The following is a 22036-nucleotide window of genomic DNA, read 5'->3' as shown; positions in this document are numbered from 1 at the left end:
ACAAAAAACGCGTTTTTAATTAAACGCGATGGGAATTTCCTTCCAAATAATATTCCTCAGCCAAAACCCGAATTCTTTCGAGGAATCTTTTTTGTTTGACTTTTTCAATTGGGTATTGCTCTTTTCGAAGTAAATAATTTTCTTTCAATTGCTTCATCGAAAAGTTAGAACTAAAAAAGGTCAATTTTTTGTTTTCCATTCTGGCATTTAGTAACGATAATAAAAGATCATCACGAGACCAAGCCGAAACACTCTCGGCTCCCAAATCATCAAGGAAAAGAATATCAGCTGTTTTTAAGCGGTAAAGGACATCCCGATGGCGTTGATTATTTTTTTCAATGATGCTAAGTTTTTGTTGGTCGACAAACTTGGCAAAATTAACAAACGCGACTGATTGGTCACCGTTTGTAGCAATCGTGTTCGCAATCACTTGCAAAATGATTGTTTTACCAACTCCTGGTTCACCATATAAATAAAAACCTTTATTATCGTGATTTCTAATTTTGTCAAAAACTTTTCCTAAAAAAATCTTTCGTTGGTCAATTTCGCTTTGACTAAAAATGTCTTGATCACTTTCTAACTCTTCTCAATAATCGTTAGTAGTTTGTGAAAAAGTGGCGACATCGTAATCGCAATACAAAAATTGCTTTTGCAATTTTTCAGTTTTATTATTTTGTTCCCAATGGGCACAATGCTTTAAACCCAAGTAAAACCGCCCGTTTTCATAATTAATGGTGGTTTCAAAACCGGGTTGAATTTGGTGACAAACACTTTCTATAGTTGGTTGGCAAATTTTTTTGTTTTGCAAATAATCTTGCAAAATGACTTGGTTATTTTCAAGAATCAAGAGCGTCGTTTTTTGGGCTTTTTCTTCATCAAAGCCACGTTCTAAAAAATGAGCCCTTATTTTCTTAACTAAAAGTTTTAGGGTTGAATCCTGGCTAATTTGTTGTTTTAATTCGTTATTAAGCATAATAATCGAGAACCTCCTTAAATTTTAGAGACTAGGTTCATAACTTCATCGTAAGTTGGAATGGCGGATTGGTTAAATGTTGGTTCCAAAGGTACTTTAACCTGCTTTTGGCTTTTCAAGTCATTGAGGTAGCGGATAATAATTTTAGACTCTCCCATTTGGTGCTCCACAACGGTATCGGCAACTTTATAAAGATAATTAGGAATTACTTTACCTTGATTCACAAAGCATGAGAAATCCATTAAAGCATTGATTGTTTCGTTATCGAATTGGTAATCTTCACGAAACTTTTTCAAAAGTTTATAAAAATTTAGATCTAATGGTTGTTGAAGAAAGTTTTGGGCCCAATTTTCTGGAGTAAGTGTTAAATCAGTTAACTTTTGTGTCGCCTCTAGGCCCTTTGATATTTTTTGCTTTTGTTTCAAAACAAAAGTTTCCACACCATTTTGGAAGTATTTAAAATCTAAACCTTGTTTGGTTTTATCATAACTTTCAATAATTAATTTTGCAAAATCTTCCTCATTAAAGTTGTATAACGATAAGGCTCAATTAAAGGCACGTTTATTTTTGCTTGCGTTGTAATTGAGATTAACGTTTGCTTTTTTTAAGCGATCATTAAGCGATTTCAAGTTAAACATCTTTTCAAAAAGAGTACGTTTTGAACTACGTAAATTATTGATATTAGTTTCCATAGTGGTTGTTTGGGTCATATTACGTAATTCTTCAGGGAAGACATCCTCAAAGGTTGCGGTAATATCTTCAAAATCCTCTTCGACATCAATATCACTTTTTTCTTTAAAAATGAATTTTAAGGCTTCCACATTTTCTAAGCCAATCTTTGTTAGAAGTGTTTTTTCGAAAATTTCGTTAGCAAAGAACTCGTTTGGTTCCAAAGGAGCAAATAATTCAAACCTTTTTAATTTTTTATTTCGGGAAATTTTCGTTTTGACTAACTTTAAACTCTCCAATTTTTTAATACTTTCATTAAAACTTTTTTCGTTAATCGAAGTGATTTGGTAAAGACGAGTTAATTCAAAGCGGGGGTAATTAAGATGGCGTAAGATTGCTTCCTCATTAACTAGCGAAAAATATAAAGCAGTTGCCTGAGGACCAACAATTGGTGTATAAAGACTTAAAAAAAAGCTTCAATCCTTAAATTGCCCCCCATCTTTATTAACTAGCGAATATTGAAACTCTTCTTTTTCCATTTTTTCTCCTTTAGTTCCAGTTGTCATTTTGTCAATTGCTAATAAAAAACCTGAAATTTGACAATCAGGATTAAGCTGACATGAAAATTGGTGAATTTAGCTTTGACATTTCGGGCAGTAGTAAGTTCCGCGACCCCCAATGGCCTCTTTGATAATCGTTGTTTGGCATTGTGGGCACGGTTGGTTGTTTTTACCATGAACCTTCAAGTAATTTTGGTATTGACCCGTTTGACCTTTACGAGATTCAAATGTATGAATCGTGGTGCCTTTTTTGATAATGGCCTTATTTAAAATTAAACGCGCATGTACCAAAATTAACTCGACTTGTTCATAAGTTAATTTATTAGCAGGCGTATAGGGATTAATTTGGGCAGCAAAAAGAATCTCGTTATCGTAAATATTGCCAATTCCAGAAATAATTGTTTGGTCAAGTAAAACTACTTTGATGGGACGTCGAGTTTTAGCTAACCGTTCTTTTAACCAGTTTGGTTTTAAATGAGGTTCGTTGGCTTCTGGTCCAACTTTAGCTAGACTATTGCTTTTAAGGTAGGTTTCTTTATTAGCAATTTCTAAGGTCCCAAAGCGACGAAAATCGTAATACCTTAGTACCTTATCTTCGGCGTTACTAAAACCAAACTCTGCTTCCAAAATTGTTTCGCTATAAGAATGGTTTTCTTTCCGCTCAAAAGCTCAACGTCCCTCCATTCGCAAATGCGAGATTAGGACATCTTTAGTTAGTTCAAAAATAATAAATTTTCCCTTATTAAACACCCGTTGAATTGTTTGGTTTTTCACCCTCTTAGATAATTCATCAGCAGTTTGGTGGGTCAGTAATTTGGGTCAAAAAACTTCACAATATTCGATTTTTAAACCAATAAGTTCTTCATTTAAAATATTTGTCACCGTGACAACTTCAGGTAATTCTGGCATGCTTTCGTTCGCCTTTCTTCATAAAATGATGGGTTTGTTAAGATTGCTTCGCGAAACCTTATCTTATTTTAATTCTAACCAATTTTTTCCATGAGATTCAGAGACTTCTAATGCGATTGAAATTAAATGTCCTTGGTTGACAAGATCGAGAAGATCAATGAAGGCATGCTCCATTTTAGTTTTGATCATTGGGACCACGAGTTTAACTTCCTCATTAGGAATGCTAAAAATAATTTCATCGTGGATTTGAGCTACCATCATAGTTTGACGGTCATTTTTCTGTAAATCAGTATAGATATTATTCATTGCGACTTTCAAAATATCAGCGCTAGTCCCTTGTAGAGGTGTATTGACAGCTACCCTTTCTCCAAATTGCTTCAGATGATAATTAGCAGAAGCTAGTTCAGGAATTCGTCGTTGACGGTGAACAACATTTTCGGCATAACCGGTAGTTTTTGCTAGATTAATAACCTTTTCGCGATATTGAGCAATGGCTGGAAAGTTAGCGTAGTAACTATCGATAATTTTTTTTGCTTCTGAAACCGAAATATTTAAGTCTTTGGATAAACCGTAAGGACTCAGACCATAAATTATTCCAAAATTAACTACCTTCGCTTGCCGACGCATCTCTCTCGTAACAGGTTCGTTCGGTTTAAGATTAAAAATTTTCCGAGCTGTTTCTTCATGAACATCACCATGATCTTTGAAGATTTTTAATAAGTTAGGTTCGGGAGCGACTTGAGCAATTACACGCAATTCGATTTGCGAATAATCAAAACTATAAAATTCGCTACCAGGGGCGCTAACAAGAATTTTGCGAACTTGTTTTTGGTCCTCATCACGAACCGAAATATTTTGAATATTTGGTTCACCACTACTGATTCGGCCTGTACTTGTTAAAGTTTGGTTGAAGATTGTGTGAATCTTTTTATCGGGGAATATATATTTATCGAAACCTAGTAAATAAGTATTATAAATTTTTGAAAATTTGCGGTGTTCCAATAAAGGTTTGATAATCGGATGTTCGTCAACCAATTGCACTAAAACTTCATGACCAGTGCTGCCTTTGGCAAGGTTTGGTAATTTCAAGATTTCGAAAAGTAAGTCTTGGAGTTGTTTTGGTGAACCATAATTAATATGACGGGATTTTAATTCAGGACCTAAAATTTGATCCATTTGTCTTTCTAATTGGTCAAGATTATTTTTAATATTTTGGGTTTGTTCACGCAATTCTGTTACATCAATTTCAATACCAGTTTGCTCCATACTATACAGCACAAAAATGAAGGGGTAGTCAATTTTTTCATAAATTACTAACTGGTTCGCCGATTTTAATTTCTCAAGTATTTTAGTTTTCGTTTGACCGATTAAATAAGCTTTTTCACCAATAAACTTCGCTTTTTCGTTAATTTCTAAATTGCGAACTTGTCGTGTTGAACCACGAAAAAATTCTTCATCCGTGAGAAAAGCTAAATTTTCTTCAACCATGCTTAGATGATCGGGAAAGTTTGCTTTAACTAGCGGATCGAGGTCATAACTAGCTACCATCATGTCATAAATAAAACTTTTTTCAGCAAATTTATAACCGGCGTTTTTAAGTAAAGTTAATGTTTTTTTAATATCATAGGTATTTTTCAAACAACGGGTGTTTAGAAGAAAACGCGCAAAGGCTTCGTCGATTTGGGGAGCAAGTACTTGATCTTCAAAGAAAGAAAGCTGCTTAGGAGCATTGATTTGGCTTCAATCTCAATAAAAATTACCCTTTTTATTACTTCAAGCCACCCCAATAATTTTTCCGTGATGATAATTATCTTCAAGATTTTGCACAAATAAATTATTTTCTTCATCCTCAAATTTACTCTCTCAATGGTCAACGATTTGCACATCAAAATTAGCACTCGGATTAACTTTTTCAGTAGTTAAACCAAGTCGTTTAAATATTGACACCATTTCATATTTAGTGAGAAATTTACCTAACTCAGCCATATTGAGATTCAAGGTTTTAAATTTAAGATCAGGTACGGCAAAATCGGTATCAATAGTTGCCATTTCGCGAGTGAAAAAAGCTGATTCCTTATCCTTTATGAGTTTTTCTCTTACGCTTGGGCGTAAGGCATCTAAATGGTCATAAATATTTTCTAAAGACCCATATTCACCAATTAAAGCAATGGCGGTTTTTTCTCCAATTCCATTAACTCCTTTAAGGTTGTCAGATGGGTCGCCCATTAGTCCTTTGATATCGGGCACCTCACAAGGGCGACAATTTCATTTAGCCTTCAGTTCCTCAAGTCCAAATGTCGTTAAATCACTTGTCCCGGAATTAGGTACTAATAATTTTGTCTTGGGAGTGATTAACTGGAATAAATCCTTATCGCTAGTTAAAATATCAATTTCATAATCGGGACAATGCTTTTCTAAATATCGGTCAATAGTACCAATGAGGTCATCAGCTTCATACTTATCCATGGCAAATCAATCAATATTTGCCGAATCCAAAAACTCCTGTGCCAAAGGCAATTGACTAATCAATTCAGGCGGTGTTTGTTGTCGATTGCCTTTATAATCAGGCATTTTTTGGTGTCTTCAGGTCTTTTTACCTTTGTCAAAAGCGACTTTGATATCACAATAACTTTCCTTTTTCAAAAGACCGAGAAGCATGTTAATAAACGAATAAACGGCATTAGTCGGAATTCCTTGGGAGGTTTTCAAAATAGTTTTTGTGCGGTAAGCATTGGCAAAATAAGCTCGATAAATTAGTGAATTACCATCAATTAATAAGATTTTTTTGGTCATTTCGAAAACTCCTTTTTGCTTTTAAAATTTAATAACTTCATCCAGGCCTCGGAGGACGATATTTTTTTTACCAAGATAACTTCCAACCTTCACTGTGATTAAAATAATACTTTTAATTTGGATTTGTTGTTGGATTTTTTCTCATTCTTCACCAAACACAGTCATAACGAGTTGTTCAGTTTCATCACCAATAGTTACAAAAGCCATACTATGACCATTTTTGGTTCGACTTGGTCGAATGTTGTTAACCATTACGATAATTTGGTGAAGACCGTTTGTTTCTAAGTTTCGCAGTGGCAATAACGGGGTTGATCTTTTTTGACGATAGGTCGTTAAAGGGTGACTGCCAAGAAAGAAACCATAATATTTTTTTTCTAAATCAGCTCTTTCAATGGCGTTTTTCGTAGCTTTGTTTAAAACTGGATAAAGATTTGGGTTGAGTTCAGGAAGGGCTGAACTTAGTTTGGCAAAATTGAAAAGCACTTCTTCGTTTGCGCTTAGCGTTGGTCGATCATAATTAAATAAATCGAGAGCCCCACTTCAAACTAACGCTTGAAAAATATTACTAGTCAAACCATTATTAATTGTCCCATGTAAGAAATGAAATAAGGAGTCAAAAAGATGTGGATTTCTTGCGGCTTCTTTATTTAAACGCCGAATAAATTCTGGTCCTACACCTTTGATTAAGCTCAAGGGTAAAATGAGAGTATTAACGGTAAAATTATAGTCATTTTGCGCCTTCTTTATGGTAGGGGGCTGGATTTTTAAACCGAGATTTTTCACTTCTTGGAGATATTGGGCTGTCTTAATTTCGTTACCTTTGACCCCGCTTAGTAAAGCGGCGTAAAATTCCAAAGGATAATGCGTTTTAAAGTAAGCTAACCAATAACTAATATAAGAATAAGCAATGGAATGCGCTTTATTGAAACCATAATTAGCAAATTGCTCAATTCAATTTCAAATCTTGAGAGCTTGCTCGGCTGAATAATGGTTTTTTTGTGCCCCTTTTAAAAAATCAACCTTTGCTTCTTGCATATAACTTGGCACTTTTTTACTCATGGCTCGTCTAACGATATCAGATTTACCAAGAGAAAAATTTCCTACTTTTTGGAGCATTTGTAGAACCTGCTCTTGGTAAACAATGATGCCATAAGTACTGTCTAAAATGGGCGCTAAACTAGGGTCAATCAAAAAATTATTTATAGCGTTTTTTTGTTTTTTGCGCTTGACAAAAGTAGGAATCATTTCCTGTGGTCCAGGACGAAATAAGGCAGAGGCAGCCGAAATGTCATCAATGGAATTAACGCCTAAACTTTGAACTACTTTAAGCATTCCTGGCGATTCTAATTGGAAAATCCCAGAGGTATCACCTCTTTGCAAAAGACGAAATGTTTGCGGATCGTTTAAAGGAATTTCTTGAAGTTCCACTGGCGGTTTATTATTACGAAGAATATTATTTTGGATTGTTTGTAAGGTTGAGAGATTTCTTAATCCAAGTAAATCCATTTTAATTAACCCCAAGTCTTCTAAATAATTCATATCAAATTGGGTTTGGGCAATTCCATCATAATTAATTTTGATAGGAATATAATTTCGCAAATCTTCTTCGGTGAAAATAAGTCCGGCGGCATGGGTGCCTGTTTGCCTAGGGAGCCCTAAAAGTTGTTGAGCACTTTTGAAAATGTCAGGATATTTTTGGGCATATGATTTGAGAATGTCGCTTGCTTCAATAGCTCCTTTTAAATCGTTTTGGTGATAAAAACCAATGTTTTTACTAATTACATTAACTGTTTCTAAGTCTAGATCATAAACTCGTGCTACATCACGAATCGCTGATTTAGCCCCAATAGTTTGATAGGTGACAATTGTCGCTAAATGGAATTGGCCATATTTATTAAAAAGATAAGCAATTACTTCGTCCCGACGTGTATCTTGAAAATCAATATCAATATCTGGCATTGTCTCACGTTCAGGATTTAAAAAACGTTCAAAAAGTAAATCGTATTCTAAAGGGTCAATTTGGGTAATACCTAATAAATAACTTACTAGCGATCCCCCAGCAGAACCACGTCCTGGTCCGACAAGAATTTTGTTTTCAATCGCAAATTTTACATAATCTCAAACTACTAAAAAGTAATCAGCAAAGCCCATTTCTTGAATGACTTTTAATTCATAATCTAAACGTTCTTGATAATTTTTTGGTACCGCTATTTTTTGTTTTAGAAAGAGATTCATTAACGCTTCTTGAGTTAATTTTGCTAAATAAGTGTTTGCCGAAATATTTTGTGGTGTAGGAAATTTGATTAAATGAGGTTTTGCTTTTTGTTCAAAAAGTTGGAAACTAACCTTATTAGCAATTTCCTTTAGAAGGGTTGCTTGTTGTGATGCGTTGGCCAATTCTTCGTTCGTTGGGTAATCTTCATTGGGTAATGGTGGCAAGTCGACTAATTTAAGATTTTCCTTCAAGGCCTTAATCACTCGAAATGTTTTTTCTTCGCTTTGATGAAGATAGCTAATTCGTTTGGTTTGAATTGTTTCTAAATACTGGTCGTTTGGTTTAATCACATCGGCAATTAAAGGTTGGATCTCCTTATTATCAGCCACTAAAATTAAGTTCTCTGACAAAAAGGGCTTAATAAATTCCAAAGTCTCACTCAAAGTTGTCACATCATGATTGATAAGTCACGATGAAAGATAGCAAAGATTTTGGTAACCTTTTTGGTTTTTGGCAATGAAAATTAATGTTGTGGTTTCAATTTCAGTTGTTAATCCTAAAATCGGTTGAATGCCTTTTTGCTGAGCCAATTTAGAGAATTCGGCTGCTCCATACATAACATTTTTGTCAGTATAAAAGGCAAAATTAAAGTTATTAGCAACGCAAAAATCGAGGTAATCCTCGATTTTAATTAATGATTCTTGAAAATTATAGGCAGAACGAACATTTAATTGGGGGGAATAACTCATTAGTGACCTCTATTTACCACTTATTTTTTCAAAATGGTCTTTTTGTCAACGGTATTCGGTGACTAGATTATCTAAAGTGTAAGTCAATAGTTCTTCTCAAAGGAGATTTTCTTCATTAAAGGCCGCTTTGCGACGTCGCGGTTTAGTAACGGGATTAGCTGGAACGAACATTGAACAAACATCATCAAAGGGTAATATCGATGTTTCATAAGTATCGATATGTTCAGCAATTTTAATAATCTCTTCTTTATCATAAGTTAAAACTGGTCGCAAAATTGGTAAATCGCTTGTTGAATTGATGACATCCATTGATTCAATAGTTTGCGAAGCAACTTGGCCAAGTGATTCGCCAGTAATAATGGCTTGGTGCTTATTTTTTTTAGCGATTTCATTAGCTAAACGCATAAACATTCTTCTCATCAAAATGATTTTGTAACTTTGGTCAGGAATATGGTTTAATTCTTGCAATAATTTTCCAAAATCGCAAACATAAAGTTGGAAACTTTGGTAGTTATAAGGGGCGACTTTTTCAGCAAGTTTAAAAACTTTATTTAAGGCTTCTGGTGTAGTATGGGGAGGAGTCATGAAATGGAGAAAATCAACTTTCATTCCTCGTTTCATTGTTAAATAACTCGCTACTGGCGAATCGATTCCTCCACTTAACAGACTTAATGCCTTACCTGAAACGCCGACTGGTAAACCTTTGGCTCCCACTAAACGATGGCTAAAAATATCGGCATGGTCTTTTTTAATGACGACCTCGATTTTAATTTCGGGTTTTTTGATGTCTACTTTAAAATCGTGATGATTTTTTAAAATACTCGGCGCTAATTTTTGAGTTAGTTCTTGACTTGTCAAAGGATAACTTTTGTCTTTTCTTGTGACATCTAACTTAAAAGTGCCGTGCACCGGTTGACTCTGAAGAATTTTTTCAATACCAGCCAAAATGCTAGTTTCATCACGATTTGTCTTTTCAATAATGGATAATGAATAAATCCCAAAAACAGTTTGCACTTTTTTAATAATAAGGTTAAATAACTTTTCTTCTTGTTGAGTAGATGATTCAACACCATTCAAACCAAACTTCTCAAGTAGTTCTTTGTCTTCTACTAAAAGTGGTAAATTAATTTCTAAAATTAACGAATTGTTATCCTTTTGGTAATTAATTCCTTTTTGGAAAGGGGCTAGTTTCATTTTTAAATTTTGAATTAATTTGTTAATAAATATTTGTCGGTTATGTCCTTTGAGAGTTAATTCACCATACCGAATTAAGAGATGTTTCATATATCGCCTTTCTGTAAACTATATTGTTGAAGTTGAGTGATTGTTAAGTTTAAAGCCTCGTTAAATTTTTGAGCTTCGTAAAGTTCTCAGATTTGGGCTATTACTTCTTGAAAATGGGGACGATCAGAAAAGCGTTCGAGATAAATAATGCTATTTTCAGTTAATATTTGAATCATAATCCTATTTTTAAGGTTATTTTTGATATTTAAGGCTTCTAAAATCAACTCGTTAATTTGTTGTTTAAAGGACTGTTTTTCACTATTGGTGATAGAAGCACCGAGAGCAATTTCATTTTGTCGAAGTTTGGCTAACCGCAGTCTTAAATCTTGAACTGCCTTTTCGGTCATTTGAAAGTCAAAAGCAAAATATTGCTCAATGAGCACTTGAATACTATTCAATGTGGCATCAAGAGTTAAAAACTCTGCTTCTGATTCTAGTTTGGCTGGCAACCCAATTTTTAAATTTCGTGTAATTTCAATCAATTGATTATAAAGGAAATTAAGGTCATTTAAAAGATTTAATAACTTCATTTGAAGGGGTTCCGCAGACATCGGATTTTGCCCAAGATAAAGCCGCAAAGTTTCAAAGAAATCATTTCATTGTTGGTGATAGAAGGCAAATTTTGTTTTTAAATCTCGTAAATGGGCCTCTTTTTCAATTTCAAATTCGTTTTTCGGTTCCATTTGTGCCAAATGACTAAGAAAAAAATTCAACTCTTTATCTAGCCCAAAAACGAAGTTATTTAATAAATAAAGGTTTCTGGTTAGAAACGCGCGAAAAGCTTTTTCTTGGAGATTTTTATTTTCAAATTGTTGGAATAATTGCGACAACAAAATAATCTTTTGAGAAGCTTGTGAATAATCAAAATTTTTTAAAGCCTCTAAAATTTGGGTTTTATAAGTTGCAAAAGTATTTTTAAGAATACGCACTTCTTGTTTTTCTTTAACTTTATCAGGATCATAATTTTTGGTTTTTTCAGTTTCTTCATCAAACCGACTGATTTTTCTAGGAAAGGTTTCATTCAATAACTTATTAGCTAATGGAAATAAATCAAGCAACGTAATAAAATTTTGCATTTGTTGGTTTGTCTTTAAAAGATAGGTTTCAGCTAAAGGATAGTTACCTTCATAAAGTTTTTGGTCAATGAGATTCAAGGCTTTATTAATTTGTTGTGTTAAAAGTTCGAAGAGTTCCGCATCATATTGAAATTGACCTTCTTGCAAGGCATGAAGACCTTGTTCTTTGACTTCGTTGAACAATTCACGAGTTTGAATTCGTGCATCACGTTCAATTCGCTCCCAAGCAAAAACTTGGTCGACCTCTTGTCAAATAAAATAAATTTGTTGCGAGATAATTCGTAGTTCTTGAAGACTTTTTTTGGCAATGCGATAGTTACTCAAAGTGGGTTGACTATAATGGGGGTCAACAAAAAAATTATGGATATTTTTCATTTGTTCACAAAATTTTCTTTCAATCAAAACTTTGTATTCAATTTCCCAAATCCGTAAGTTTTTCTTAGTTGTTTCATTGGGATTCAAACGCATAATTTCCGCGAGACGACGGAACCGATTTTGGAGGCTATTACGACTGATTTTTTCAGCTTCACTTAAGGCTAAACACATGTTTTTTAAGGTATTTTTATAAATTAGGAGCAAAATGAAACTAATTATTAAGGTACTTAAACATACTCCAAAAATCGTTAAACAAGTGATTTGACTAAGGCTTAGTGACTTTTTGAGGTCTCAACCAGAATTACTAATCAGAAATGCCATTTTGTCTCCTCTTCTTTCTCAATTATAAACCATTCTTCAAGGTCCCTTGAGGCAAGCCCTGATTTATTAAATACCACCAAAAGTTTTTAAAAAATTGGCCGAACTCACCATTTACGTTTATTTTTGGAGATAATATTAATGTTTATAGATATGTGGCAAATATTTATAAACGGTCTTGAAAATTTATATATTGGCGAAGGGGGTCATTGTGGCTTCATTACCCAAAGAAGGCCATCAAAGCGATGAAGCAAAAGCGTCATTTTGAACCGTCCATTATTTTGGTAAGGAAATTAATAGGTACTTCAAAACGGTTGGACGCAGTCGTAAAAATTGAAGTCAACACGTGACTGATGCTGATTTAATGCGGTGAGAAACGGTTCTAAAAAGTTATCCTTGGATAACGAACCAAACATTTGCTTCACGTACGGAGGCCAAACAAACTCTCCAAAAGATCGTTACTACTTGAGAAGAAATGGCTTCGCAATTAGTAGCGGATATTCACCTCCGAACTCAAGAAATCACTCCTGAACATTATCAGCTTCGTTGGTATAATCCAACCGATGGTTTTAGTAACGAAGCGGAAATTAGTGTCGAACCTTCAAATTAGTCTTTTAGAGCCTCAATTGTTTTGCTAATCCTTTCATTCTTTGTTTCTCCAAATAGATTCTTCCTTTTTTGATTTTCAAATCTTTTAATTAAAAACCCTCCACAAGGAGGGTTTTTCTTATGAAAAGCAACAAAAAACCTATTAGTAGTTTAGTGAAAATGCGGTATAATCTTAAGGTTGTTATTGATATCCTGCAAGTAAATATATTTTAAACCCTGTCTATAAATCAATTAGGCTAAAGTAACCCACGGCAGTCAAGGGTGAAAGGTAGACTGATTAAAATAGAATTTACTCCAAATATTTTTAATAAACACTAGATTAATCAGAAAGAAATTGAGGATAAAAAATGTCAAGATATACTGAATCTACTTTTAAAAAATCTCGTCGCTACGGTTTTTCAATTTTAGAAAATGGTAAAGAATTTAGCAAAGGGAAAAAACGTACCACTGCTCCCGGAGTTCACGGTGCTCGCAAAAGCAAATTATCAGGTTATGGAACCCAACTTCAAGAAAAACAAAAAGTTAAATTTATGTATGGTTTAAATGAACGTCAATTCCGTAATACTTTTGCCAAATCAAAGAAAATCCAAGGGGTTACTGGAACTAACTTCTTACAATTATTAGAATCGCGTTTGGATAACTTAGTTTTCCGTCTTGGGTTTGCTGGTTCACGTCAAGGAGCTCGTCAATTAGTTAATCATGGTCATATCCTAGTCAATGGTAAAAAAATTGATATCCCTTCATATGTTGCTCAACCAGGTGATCTTATTGAAGTAAAAGAGTCAATGAAGAAAAATGATAAAGTGCAAGAAGCTTTACAAAACAACCAAACAACTATTGAGTTTGTTAAAGTCGATAAAGAAGGCGTTAAAGGAGAATTTATTCGTTTACCAGAACGTAATGAACTAAATTCAGAAATTAACGAAGCTTTAATTGTTGAATGATACAACCGTTTAATTAAATAATTTAACCAAAATAAAGGCACTCCGAAGAGTGCTTTTATTTTGGTTAAATTAAAATTTAGCTATTAAGTTTCGTGTCAATCACTTGGTTTTTGTCGAGCAATGAAGAAAGCCATTGCAAAACCGACCATCAAGCCAAAAACTAACCCGAGACTTATAAAAGTTAAAATATATTGTCAACTTCAAAGGAAATAAAGACTAAAACCGAGTTTGGCAGTCAGAATCTTTCGTGTGCCACCAAAAATCACAAGTGAAAAAATTATTCCACAAACAATCGCTAGTAAAGTAGCTATCAAGTAGCCACCAATTAAATAGTTTTCAATTTCAAGACGTTTGTAACCAATTATTTTCAATAGCAAAATAATTTTTTGGTTTTCAAAAAGAATTAAATTTGTCAAAATAGCGGAAATAGTAAGTGACAAGAGAATAAAAATAATAATTAAATAAGACAAAATTTGGTTAAATTGCGCTGACGATTTTAAAGCCTTTTTTGTCACTTCATCAAAAATAATTAGCCCTTTCCCCAATGATTTAAAGTATTTAGGACTTAAAGTAACATCATAAAAATCCTCTATCCTTGTACCAGGTAAATTAGCGTTGACAGCATGATAAAGCGGCATTGTTAAATTCTTTAGACCTCAAGGGATTTTACTTTGGCGATCATAGCTAGTATTACTAATTGTTAATTGCTATTTTTCCAAACCAGATAATAAAGTTTCATATTGGTTTTTGATAGAGTTATCTAAACCTGGTTTATTAGCTAACAAAGCTAATAGGCCTTCTTGTGCAGTATAAATTTCTCCAGTGGCATTATTATCAGCAATTATTTTATTAATGATAAGGGGGATGGTAGTTTTAGTGTTCTCTAACCTAGTTTTGAATCCCTGAATGTTTAAATTAATTTTTTGTCCTTGGTGATAATTATTTTGGGTGGCTAAAAAGTTGGAAATATTTACTTTTAAAAACATGTTATTAGCTGGACCAACTAGATAATCACTCGTTTTTGTATAGTTAAAACCAAAATGTTGGCGACTTAAGTCATCTTGGTTTTCAAAAGCAACTAGATTAAAGGTCTCAGAACTACTATTCAAGCTAATTGTTGTTGTGTAAACATTACGGTTATCTCTTTGCAATAAATTTTGGCCAAAGTAAATATTAAAACCCTCACTATAATTCAATTGTTGCTTCAAATGGTCCATTTTAGTTTTAATTTCTTCTGCTCCATTCAGGACGATTCCTAAGTAATAATTAACCTTTTCTTCATCATGGAGTATAGTTTCTAAGATAGTTCTTAGTTGGTTAATGGCCTTATTAAAACGCGATGGATTATTAATTAGTTCTAAAATGATTAAAGAAAAATTTTTAGTTAGGTAAACATCTTGTCAATTAAACGTAAAGTCATCGTTTTGAACAGATTCTAAGTAACGATTTAAAGCTTCTTGTCAATCTTCTAAATCATTAATAGCCATCAAACCATTATTGTCAAACCTATTTTCATAAGTTCGTAAAAGTTGGTTTTTTTCAGTTGGTGAAAAGAGGTAAAGCTCTGAATTGTTATTTACCGATTGGTAAGGTTGGTTCCAACGTTCGTAGGCATTCCCTAATGAGTCCATAGAAGTTTTAAATTGGACGGCATATAAAGTAATTGTAAATGTCACACTCAAAATAATGAAAGTGATCACATTTTGCCATAAATTACTTAGAATGAAGGATCAAGAAATGGTTACTTTTGGATTTAAGTTTTTTTGCCCAAGGCCTTTTGCTTTATTTCATCACTTCGGAATCTTAACAACATCTTGATAGCCACCTTGTTTAATAAAGCTTTGTTTGCCAATTAATCACAAATCGATAATATAGAAAATTAAAAATAAAACTGTAATTAAAACTAACAAATTGATAATAAAAGTGGCGTTTAAATGCCAATAAGGTCAATAAATAACAGTGGTCATTAAAGCTAGTCTAGCCGTCATCTCTTGAACTAATAGGCCACCAAAAAAGCCGCCAATCAAGGCCAAACTCAAAGGAATAGTCATTGTCAAGGTAATTAATAAGGATAGTTGGTTATTGCCAACGCCCAATGCTTTAAGAAAAACCAAAGTTTGCTGCTGAGCAGCGATAATTTGGCGAATAATAAAATAAAAAACTAAAACCAAAAGAACAATTAGTAATAATGAAACGACATATGATAACGAAAGGAATAAAACGACAGTGGGGTAAAAAATATAGTTTGGTAATCAATGAACTCAGTCGGTTTCGGTTTCCAACGCTTTGGTTGATTCTTCCAAATTAGCAAATAATTTATTAAAGAGTGAGGCTGCATATTGTTGCCCAGCTTGATAATCATTGCCAAATTTTTGGACATGAGCATATATTCGCCCCCGAACATTTCGGGGTAACAAATCATGGTCTTGATAATATTGGGTTATCCATTGGTAAGGGACAAAGAAAATATTTTTGTTATTGTCAAAATTATTAGCATTAACAACACTTCCAGCAATCAAAAATTCTTGACCATTTGGACTATTTAAATAATTATCATTAACTGGTTGATCGGGAATTGTTAAGTTAAAGTTGATGCTTATTATTTGACCAATTTTTAAATTATTATCATGGAGAAACTTGGGCGAAAAATATAGGAAGTTGCGTTGTTTTAAAAATTTTGAATATTTTGCTCAATTTACTTGCTGTTGAATCCCAGTTGCTCGAGCCGGATTAGCCCGCAAAGTTCAAGGTGTTCCTTGGTAAAAAGTTGGGTCTTCTGGAATGGAATCGGGTCCGACAATCATATGTTGTCAACCGGCCTTAACATTTAAACCCGGGTTTATAAATTGAGCATTTCAATATTCTTGAAATGAAAAGGCTAACCAAGCATCTTCTTTTTTAAGGATATCTAAAAAATAACAGACGACTAAATTGCGACTTTGATAATGTTGATAAAGTTTAGTCGCCAAAATTTTGGCATTAAGATTATAAGAAGCCAAATCATTTTCTTGGTTTGTAAAATTGTTTTTTAAAAGCTGGTTATTTAATAAATCACGTAAGGTTAGTTCTTTTGCTTCCCCCTTTTGGTAGCCAATGCCAAGAATTAATAACTGGTAGTCACGTTGGCTAAGCTTTGGTTCTTGGTTTACAAAAAAAGTAAATTTGGACTCTTCTGCTCATATCTGGGATAGAAATTCATAAAAATAGCCATTAGGTTGTTCCAAACTACTTTTTTCTTGGATTAAATAATAACCATCATCTTCGTCGGGCTGGTCAATTGTCCAAGCTGGCTTAAAAGGTCTTTCCAAATAAAGTTTAAAATTCACTCGTTCATGTCCAAGCGTGTTGTCGTAGGTACTTTGAAAATTGTAAGCGAAACTTAATAAACCGACAATCAAAGCACTCACCAAGATTAAAAAAGGCACAAAGGTTAAATACAAGAAACGTTTATTTCTCATGTATTGGTAGGCTTGTTTGAAAATTAGTTTTGTTTTCATTTCCCTTAAATTCTACTCGTTTTAAAGAAATTTATTTTTACAAATAATAAAAAACCGTTTTCGTGAAAACGGTTTTTTTGTTCCTCAAATTATAAGTTCATTAAGAAAGCAAAGTCAGAGAAAATAAGAGAAAATAATGTACGAAATGTCGAATCAATATTATTGATCGCCTTTGAGGAACTGATTGATAAAAGAGGAAGACTGAATAAATAAAAAAGAATTATTCACCGAAAGTTAAGGGTGAGAGGCTCCTTAACTTTCTACCCTCATAATAACATTCTCCATTTCAAAAGCAATATTTTGGAAAATTTTATCATAGATTAATTTAATTTTCCAAAATCATTAGTTTAGGTTTTTTATTTTAGCTAGGAAATAACGCTTTTTACCGCGTTTAACCAAAAGATATTCATCATTAATTAACGGAAAACTTTGGATTTTTTGGTTACCATCAATCACCGTTTCGCCGTTTATTCGAATGGCCTTGGCGCTTAAGAATTCATTAGCCTCGCGCTTAGATTGTGCTGCATGGGTTTCAAGCAATAAATCCCAGACATTACCATCGGAAGTTACTGAACTAATTGGCAAGGATTTAAAGGCCAAGTGCATAAGTTCGGGACTTAATTGATCAATTGTTCCTTGAAAAAAGGCATTCGTTAATTTTTCTGCTTTTTCTAAGCCACTTTGACCATGAACAAATAAAGTCATTTCCTTGGCTAAAGTTTTTTGCAAAATTTTAGCTTTAGGATTTTGCTGACTTTCTTGCTCAAGTTTGTCAACCGTTTTTTTATCTAAGAAAGTAAAAAATTTCAAGAATTGAAAAGCATCTTCGTCAGTTTGATTTAACCAAAATTGGTAAAATTCATATTCGCTAGTTTTTTGAGAATCTAACCAAATCGCCCCACTCTCTGTCTTCCCAAATTTTTTTCCATCTTTTTTAGTCAATAGTGGAATTGTCAATCCACAAGCTTGACTTTCTTTTTTACCAACTTTGGCTCCAATGTAATCTAAACCACTTGTAATATTCCCTCATTGGTCGGAACCGCCAATTTGAACAAAGCAGTTTTGGTGAACATAAAGTTGGTAAAAATCATCGGCTTGAAGTGTGGTGTAAAGAAACTCGGTGACTGAAAGACCATTTTGAATTCGTGTTGCGATAATTTCTTTAGCTAGTAAATAAGCAATATTAAAATCCTTGCCAACTTCCCGAAGGTAATCAACCATTGACAAGTTTCCTAATCATTGGTAGTTATTCATAAATTCCACGTCGGGAATAATTTTTTTCATTTGCTTGGTAATTATTTCGGCATTATGAGCCACAGTTTCAGGAGTGAGTAAAACCCGTTCTTGGGCTTTAAATGATGGATCGCCAATTAAAGCGGTCCCTCCTCCTAATAAAGCAATTGGCGCAAAGCCCGCTTGACGAAAACGCTCGAGCATGGTCATCGGGATAAGGTGGCCAACATGAAGCGAAGTGGCTGTGGGGTCAAAACCACAATAAGCTGCGCGGTGTTCTTTTTGGGCTTTTAAAAACTTTTCTTCGTTACTAATGTCTTTCAAAAGTCCTCTTCATTTTAAATCTTCAATTAAATTCATAAACCCCCTTATGTCATTGTTTTATTGAATTTTCTTTAACCGTTTTGTTGGCTGGTTTTGACGCCCAAATTTTGCTTGATTCTTGCCATTTAAAAGAACCGAATCTCCAGTGAAACCAATATTAACTTCTGCTAAAGCACTTCCAACGCCATAGATATCGACAGGAACTTTTTTCGCTTCGAAATCAGCAATTTTTTTGGCATTGAAACTAGAGGAAACAATGATTTTGACATGATTATGACCTGCTTTATCTAAAGCTTGGCGGACTTCACGAATAAGATATTCGTTAACGCCATGAAGGTTCGCTGTTGCTGGATAAGCTTTGTGATTATTTATTAACGTTTTATCAATTAAGTTGCCAGCAGTGTCTAGGCGGATTCCTCAAAGCTTTTTGCCAAAGTAGTTGGCCACTCGAAGGGCCTCATTAACAGCATCATTATCATAATCAACTAAACTAACTAAGTTAGTTTTCGGAAAAAATTCATAAAAAGCTTTCGTGGCTTCTAGAGTATCACCGTTAAAAGCTTGAATTAAGGCATGAGGCATTGTTCCCATTGGGGGACCGACACTATCATCTTGAATATAAGTTAAGGCAGCCTCAGAAACAAAGTGACGAATTCCTCCAATATAGGCAGCATAACCATCAACTTCTTGGTTAAGGTAAAGATCGGCGCGATCTTCCATATCAATAATCGGTTTACCTTGGGCGGCACCAACTAAGAGACGAGCATTAGTGGCGATGGAACTATTACGGGCCAAAATGCCATCAATCATGCCTTCTAGCCATCCAAAATCTTGATAGTGACCTTCAATTTTTAATACTGGTTCTAATGGTTGAACGAGACTACCTTCTTCAAGACTCCAAATTTTTAATTGATGATAATTCGGACAAGCAAATTTTAGTAAAGCTAGAACTTGCTTAACGCCACATAAAGTCGTATTTTCACCACGTTGGAATCATTGCATCAAGACAACTTCATTTGGTTTCAGTGTTTCTAAAATCTTGACTGTTTTCTTGAAATAGCTTGCTACATAAGCCCCTTCTTTAACGGCTTCGCTAAACTGGAAGTTTGGTTCTTTTGCCATAATAGTCCTCTCAAAAACTTGTGCCTATTTTATGATGATAGACATTGGGCAAGTCAATAATGCCTTTTTTGTTAAAGTGGTGGTTTGTTAAATTAAGTTCACTAGTCGAACAAAGCATACCATTAGTTTCAAATCCCATCATGCTTTTTGGGGCAATGATTTGGGAATTGGGCATTCAAGTTCCGCAAGTAGCTACGACACCAATTAAGCCTGGTCGAGCATTGGGGGCGCCACAAATAATATTGAGTGGTTTATCGGCCTTAATATCCACTTTACAAAGTTGTAAATGGGTTTTAGGGATAGCTTCAGTTTCCAAAATTTTACCAATTACAAACTGTGTTTCTTGTCGTAATTGAATCCAAGGTTCCAATTCCTTTTGAATATAGTTAACAATTGTTGGTTCTTCACTGCAAAAACTCATTTCTGGTTTTGGGGCATCTTCGTGAGGAAAAAGATTAATTCCAACAATATCGTTTGCCGACTTTAAAAAAGTAATGTTCCCTTTTACTTCAAATTGGTCAATTTTACTTGTTGCTTTTAATGCCACCATGAACACATCAAATTGATGGTTATAGAAAATTCCATATTTTTTATCCATAGTAATTAACACTCCATTTACTTAATTATATTATAATTAGTATTATAAAAGGGAGGCCATTTAATAATGAGAATTGCTATTTTAACTGATTCGTCTTGAGGTGGGAATCCTCATGATTATCGCGACCTCTATGTAGTACCTTTAATGATGACTGATGAAAACGGACAAGAAATTTTGGATAATAAACTTTCCAAAAATGAGTTCTATAAACTTTTGGATGAGCAAAAATTAAAGACTGCCTTAACTCCGCCAGGAATTATGTTAGCGATGTGAGATAAACTTTTAATTGATTATGACCAAGTTATTTTTGCTGGAATTTCAAAAGGCTTGAGTAGTCAATTTAATACTTATCGTGTGGTAAGCGAAACTGAGGATAAGTATAAAGGCAAAGTATTTGTTGTGGACACTAATGGGGTGTCGGTTGTTTTAGAACATGAAATCGAAAAAATTGTCTTGTGAACAGCTAAAAACAAAAATGGTTTTGAAGTTATGGAATTAATGGCCAAAGAAAACCAAGATTTCTGTGCCTTTATTATTCCCAAAAGTTTAGAAACCCTCAAACGTGGTGGGAGAATTACGCCAACAGCAGCGGCAATGGCTAAAGTGTTAAAAATTGTGCCAATTCTTCGCTATGATGGCACTATTGATAAAGAAGGGACCGCGCGAACTTTCAAAAGAGCCATCAATGAAGCCTTAAGTTTAATTCGTAAAAATTGTAAGAATGTTACCCATATTGATTTAGCTTATTCAGAAAGTCCTGAGGTAGTCATTAACTTGGTTCGTGACTTAATTGCCAAAGAAGGGTTTAAGATTAATTTATATCGACATTTGCCTTACGTCATTGCGGCTCACACTGGTCGTGAAACTTTTGCACTTGTGGCATGAAAGAATAAGGGGGATAAATAATGAAAATTGGAATTTTAGTGGATAGTTCAGCAACTGCTGATCCAACGATTTTTACCAAAACGCTAGTTGAATGTTTACCACTACATTTAACATATGGTGCTGAGGTTGATATCCTTGATACCCCAGAAAATATGGAAAAACATCAAGTTTACGAAAGCATTAAACAAGGGGCGGTTTGAAAAACTTCCCAAGCTTCACCTGGTGAAGTAGCGCAACGTTATGAAAAGATGCTCAAAAAATATGACCATGTAATTCATATTCCCATTACTGATAACCTTTCTTCAATGCTTGGAACGGCTCTAATTGTGTCTCGGGAAAACCGTTTTGTAGATAAAGTAACAGTGATTAAAAATAATACTTTAGCTGCCCAAGCAATTAGTTTAATGGCGTTGCATCTCTCAACACTTATTAAAGAAGGGGTTTTAGAAACTCCAGAAATGGTTGTTGATGAATTTTACAAAATGGCCACAGTCTTTTATATTGGTATCATTCCTGGTGATTTAAAGCGCCTAGCAAGTGGTGGGAGAGCTACTAAAATTGCTTCTTCAATCTTAAATGTCTTTAAAACAAAAGTGCTCATTCGTTGACAAGAAAAACCAGAAAAAGAAGGAATGGGCCGTACCGTTGGTTCATTAACTGACAAAGCAGTGCGGGGAATGAAAGAGTTATTTCCTAACCAAAAATTTCATGTTATTCTTACAACGGTGCCTATTTATAATGAAAAAAATCGTAAAGCAGCTGCTGCTGTTTTAAAAGAAGAAAAGATTAAATATTCGAAAGAACCAATTCCTCATTTGTATCCTGTTCATGCCGGTTTAGAAACAGTTGGTTTCATTGCTTATCCACTCAATTTTAAAATTCACCCCGAAATGGAAAAATAAA

16 protein-coding genes are annotated in these 22036 nt (G+C 34.0%); 4 read left to right on the top strand and 12 right to left on the bottom strand.

Going from position 1 to position 22036, the window contains the following annotated elements; genetic code table 4:
• Nucleotides 1–19: 19 nt before the first annotated feature.
• The 7 genes from zapE to EFREU_RS02195 all read right to left on the bottom strand — a co-directional run bounded on the left by zapE (nucleotide 20) and on the right by EFREU_RS02195 (nucleotide 11924).
• Nucleotides 20–973 carry an AFG1/ZapE family ATPase gene (gene zapE, locus EFREU_RS02225; protein ID WP_100609441.1) on the bottom strand — a complete coding sequence of 318 codons (954 nt, stop codon included), beginning with the start codon at nucleotides 971–973 and terminating at the stop codon, nucleotides 20–22.
• A gap of 17 nt (nucleotides 974–990) precedes the next feature.
• The gene (locus tag EFREU_RS02220; protein WP_100609439.1) at nucleotides 991–2181 is read right to left on the bottom strand and encodes a replication initiation and membrane attachment family protein; all 1191 of its coding nucleotides are present in this window, start codon (nucleotides 2179–2181) and stop codon (nucleotides 991–993) included.
• A 96-nt stretch (nucleotides 2182–2277) separates the two neighbouring features.
• Nucleotides 2278–3111, bottom strand: a complete 834-nt coding sequence (mutM, locus tag EFREU_RS02215; RefSeq protein ID WP_100609437.1) for a DNA-formamidopyrimidine glycosylase — start codon at nucleotides 3109–3111, stop codon at nucleotides 2278–2280.
• Between the two features lie 63 nt (nucleotides 3112–3174).
• Nucleotides 3175–5904: a DNA polymerase I gene (gene polA, locus EFREU_RS02210; RefSeq protein ID WP_100609435.1), complete on the bottom strand. Its 2730-nt coding sequence runs from the start codon at nucleotides 5902–5904 to the stop codon at nucleotides 3175–3177.
• Between the two features lie 21 nt (nucleotides 5905–5925).
• The gene (dnaE, locus tag EFREU_RS02205; RefSeq protein ID WP_100609433.1) at nucleotides 5926–8868 is read right to left on the bottom strand and encodes a DNA polymerase III subunit alpha; all 2943 of its coding nucleotides are present in this window, start codon (nucleotides 8866–8868) and stop codon (nucleotides 5926–5928) included.
• Nucleotides 8869–8877: 9 nt separating this feature from the next.
• Nucleotides 8878–10152, bottom strand: coding sequence for a tRNA uracil 4-sulfurtransferase ThiI (thiI, locus tag EFREU_RS02200; protein WP_100609431.1), 1275 nt, complete (start codon nucleotides 10150–10152; stop codon nucleotides 8878–8880).
• Entirely contained in the window at nucleotides 10137–11924 is a 1788-nt protein-coding gene (locus EFREU_RS02195; protein WP_100609428.1) for a hypothetical protein, read from the bottom strand. Before EFREU_RS02195 ends, thiI begins: the two co-directional genes overlap by 16 nt.
• A gap of 208 nt (nucleotides 11925–12132) precedes the next feature.
• Here EFREU_RS02195 and EFREU_RS02190 point away from each other — a divergent pair, with 208 nt between their 5' ends.
• Both EFREU_RS02190 and rpsD read left to right on the top strand, forming a co-directional pair.
• Nucleotides 12133–12531, top strand: a complete 399-nt coding sequence (locus tag EFREU_RS02190) for a hypothetical protein (protein ID WP_100609426.1) — start codon at nucleotides 12133–12135, stop codon at nucleotides 12529–12531.
• A 346-nt stretch (nucleotides 12532–12877) separates the two neighbouring features.
• Nucleotides 12878–13495 (top strand): 30S ribosomal protein S4, encoded by a 618-nt coding sequence (rpsD, locus tag EFREU_RS02185; protein WP_100609424.1) that lies wholly within the window; start codon nucleotides 12878–12880, stop codon nucleotides 13493–13495.
• 62 nt (nucleotides 13496–13557) lie between these two features.
• Here the strand turns inward: rpsD and EFREU_RS02180 are convergent, their stop codons facing one another.
• From EFREU_RS02180 to ytpR, 5 genes are all read right to left on the bottom strand, one after another.
• Entirely contained in the window at nucleotides 13558–14112 is a 555-nt protein-coding gene (locus EFREU_RS02180; protein ID WP_100609422.1) for an FtsX-like permease family protein, read from the bottom strand.
• A gap of 69 nt (nucleotides 14113–14181) precedes the next feature.
• The gene (locus tag EFREU_RS02175; protein WP_100609420.1) at nucleotides 14182–16971 is read right to left on the bottom strand and encodes an ABC transporter permease; all 2790 of its coding nucleotides are present in this window, start codon (nucleotides 16969–16971) and stop codon (nucleotides 14182–14184) included.
• A gap of 342 nt (nucleotides 16972–17313) precedes the next feature.
• The gene (gene tyrS, locus EFREU_RS02170) at nucleotides 17314–18564 is read right to left on the bottom strand and encodes a tyrosine--tRNA ligase (protein ID WP_100609418.1); all 1251 of its coding nucleotides are present in this window, start codon (nucleotides 18562–18564) and stop codon (nucleotides 17314–17316) included.
• A 21-nt stretch (nucleotides 18565–18585) separates the two neighbouring features.
• The gene (locus EFREU_RS02165; protein ID WP_100609416.1) at nucleotides 18586–19650 is read right to left on the bottom strand and encodes a nicotinate phosphoribosyltransferase; all 1065 of its coding nucleotides are present in this window, start codon (nucleotides 19648–19650) and stop codon (nucleotides 18586–18588) included.
• Nucleotides 19622–20248: a YtpR family tRNA-binding protein gene (gene ytpR / locus EFREU_RS02160; RefSeq protein ID WP_100609414.1), complete on the bottom strand. Its 627-nt coding sequence runs from the start codon at nucleotides 20246–20248 to the stop codon at nucleotides 19622–19624. Before ytpR ends, EFREU_RS02165 begins: the two co-directional genes overlap by 29 nt.
• Nucleotides 20249–20314: 66 nt before the next feature.
• Between ytpR and EFREU_RS02155 the strand changes: the two genes are divergently transcribed.
• Together EFREU_RS02155 and EFREU_RS02150 are read left to right on the top strand one after the other, a co-directional pair.
• The gene (locus EFREU_RS02155; RefSeq protein WP_100609413.1) at nucleotides 20315–21154 is read left to right on the top strand and encodes a DegV family protein; all 840 of its coding nucleotides are present in this window, start codon (nucleotides 20315–20317) and stop codon (nucleotides 21152–21154) included.
• Nucleotides 21154–22035, top strand: coding sequence for a DegV family protein (locus EFREU_RS02150; protein ID WP_100609411.1), 882 nt, complete (start codon nucleotides 21154–21156; stop codon nucleotides 22033–22035). The genes EFREU_RS02155 and EFREU_RS02150 overlap by 1 nt, the downstream gene beginning before the upstream one ends.
• Nucleotide 22036 lies beyond the last annotated feature (1 nt).

Origin of the sequence: Entomoplasma freundtii, assembly GCF_002804205.1 — a bacterium.
GTDB classification, from domain to species: Bacteria; Bacillota_I; Bacilli_A; order Mycoplasmatales; family Mycoplasmataceae; genus Williamsoniiplasma; species Williamsoniiplasma freundtii.
This window is presented reverse-complemented; position numbering and strand designations above follow the sequence as displayed.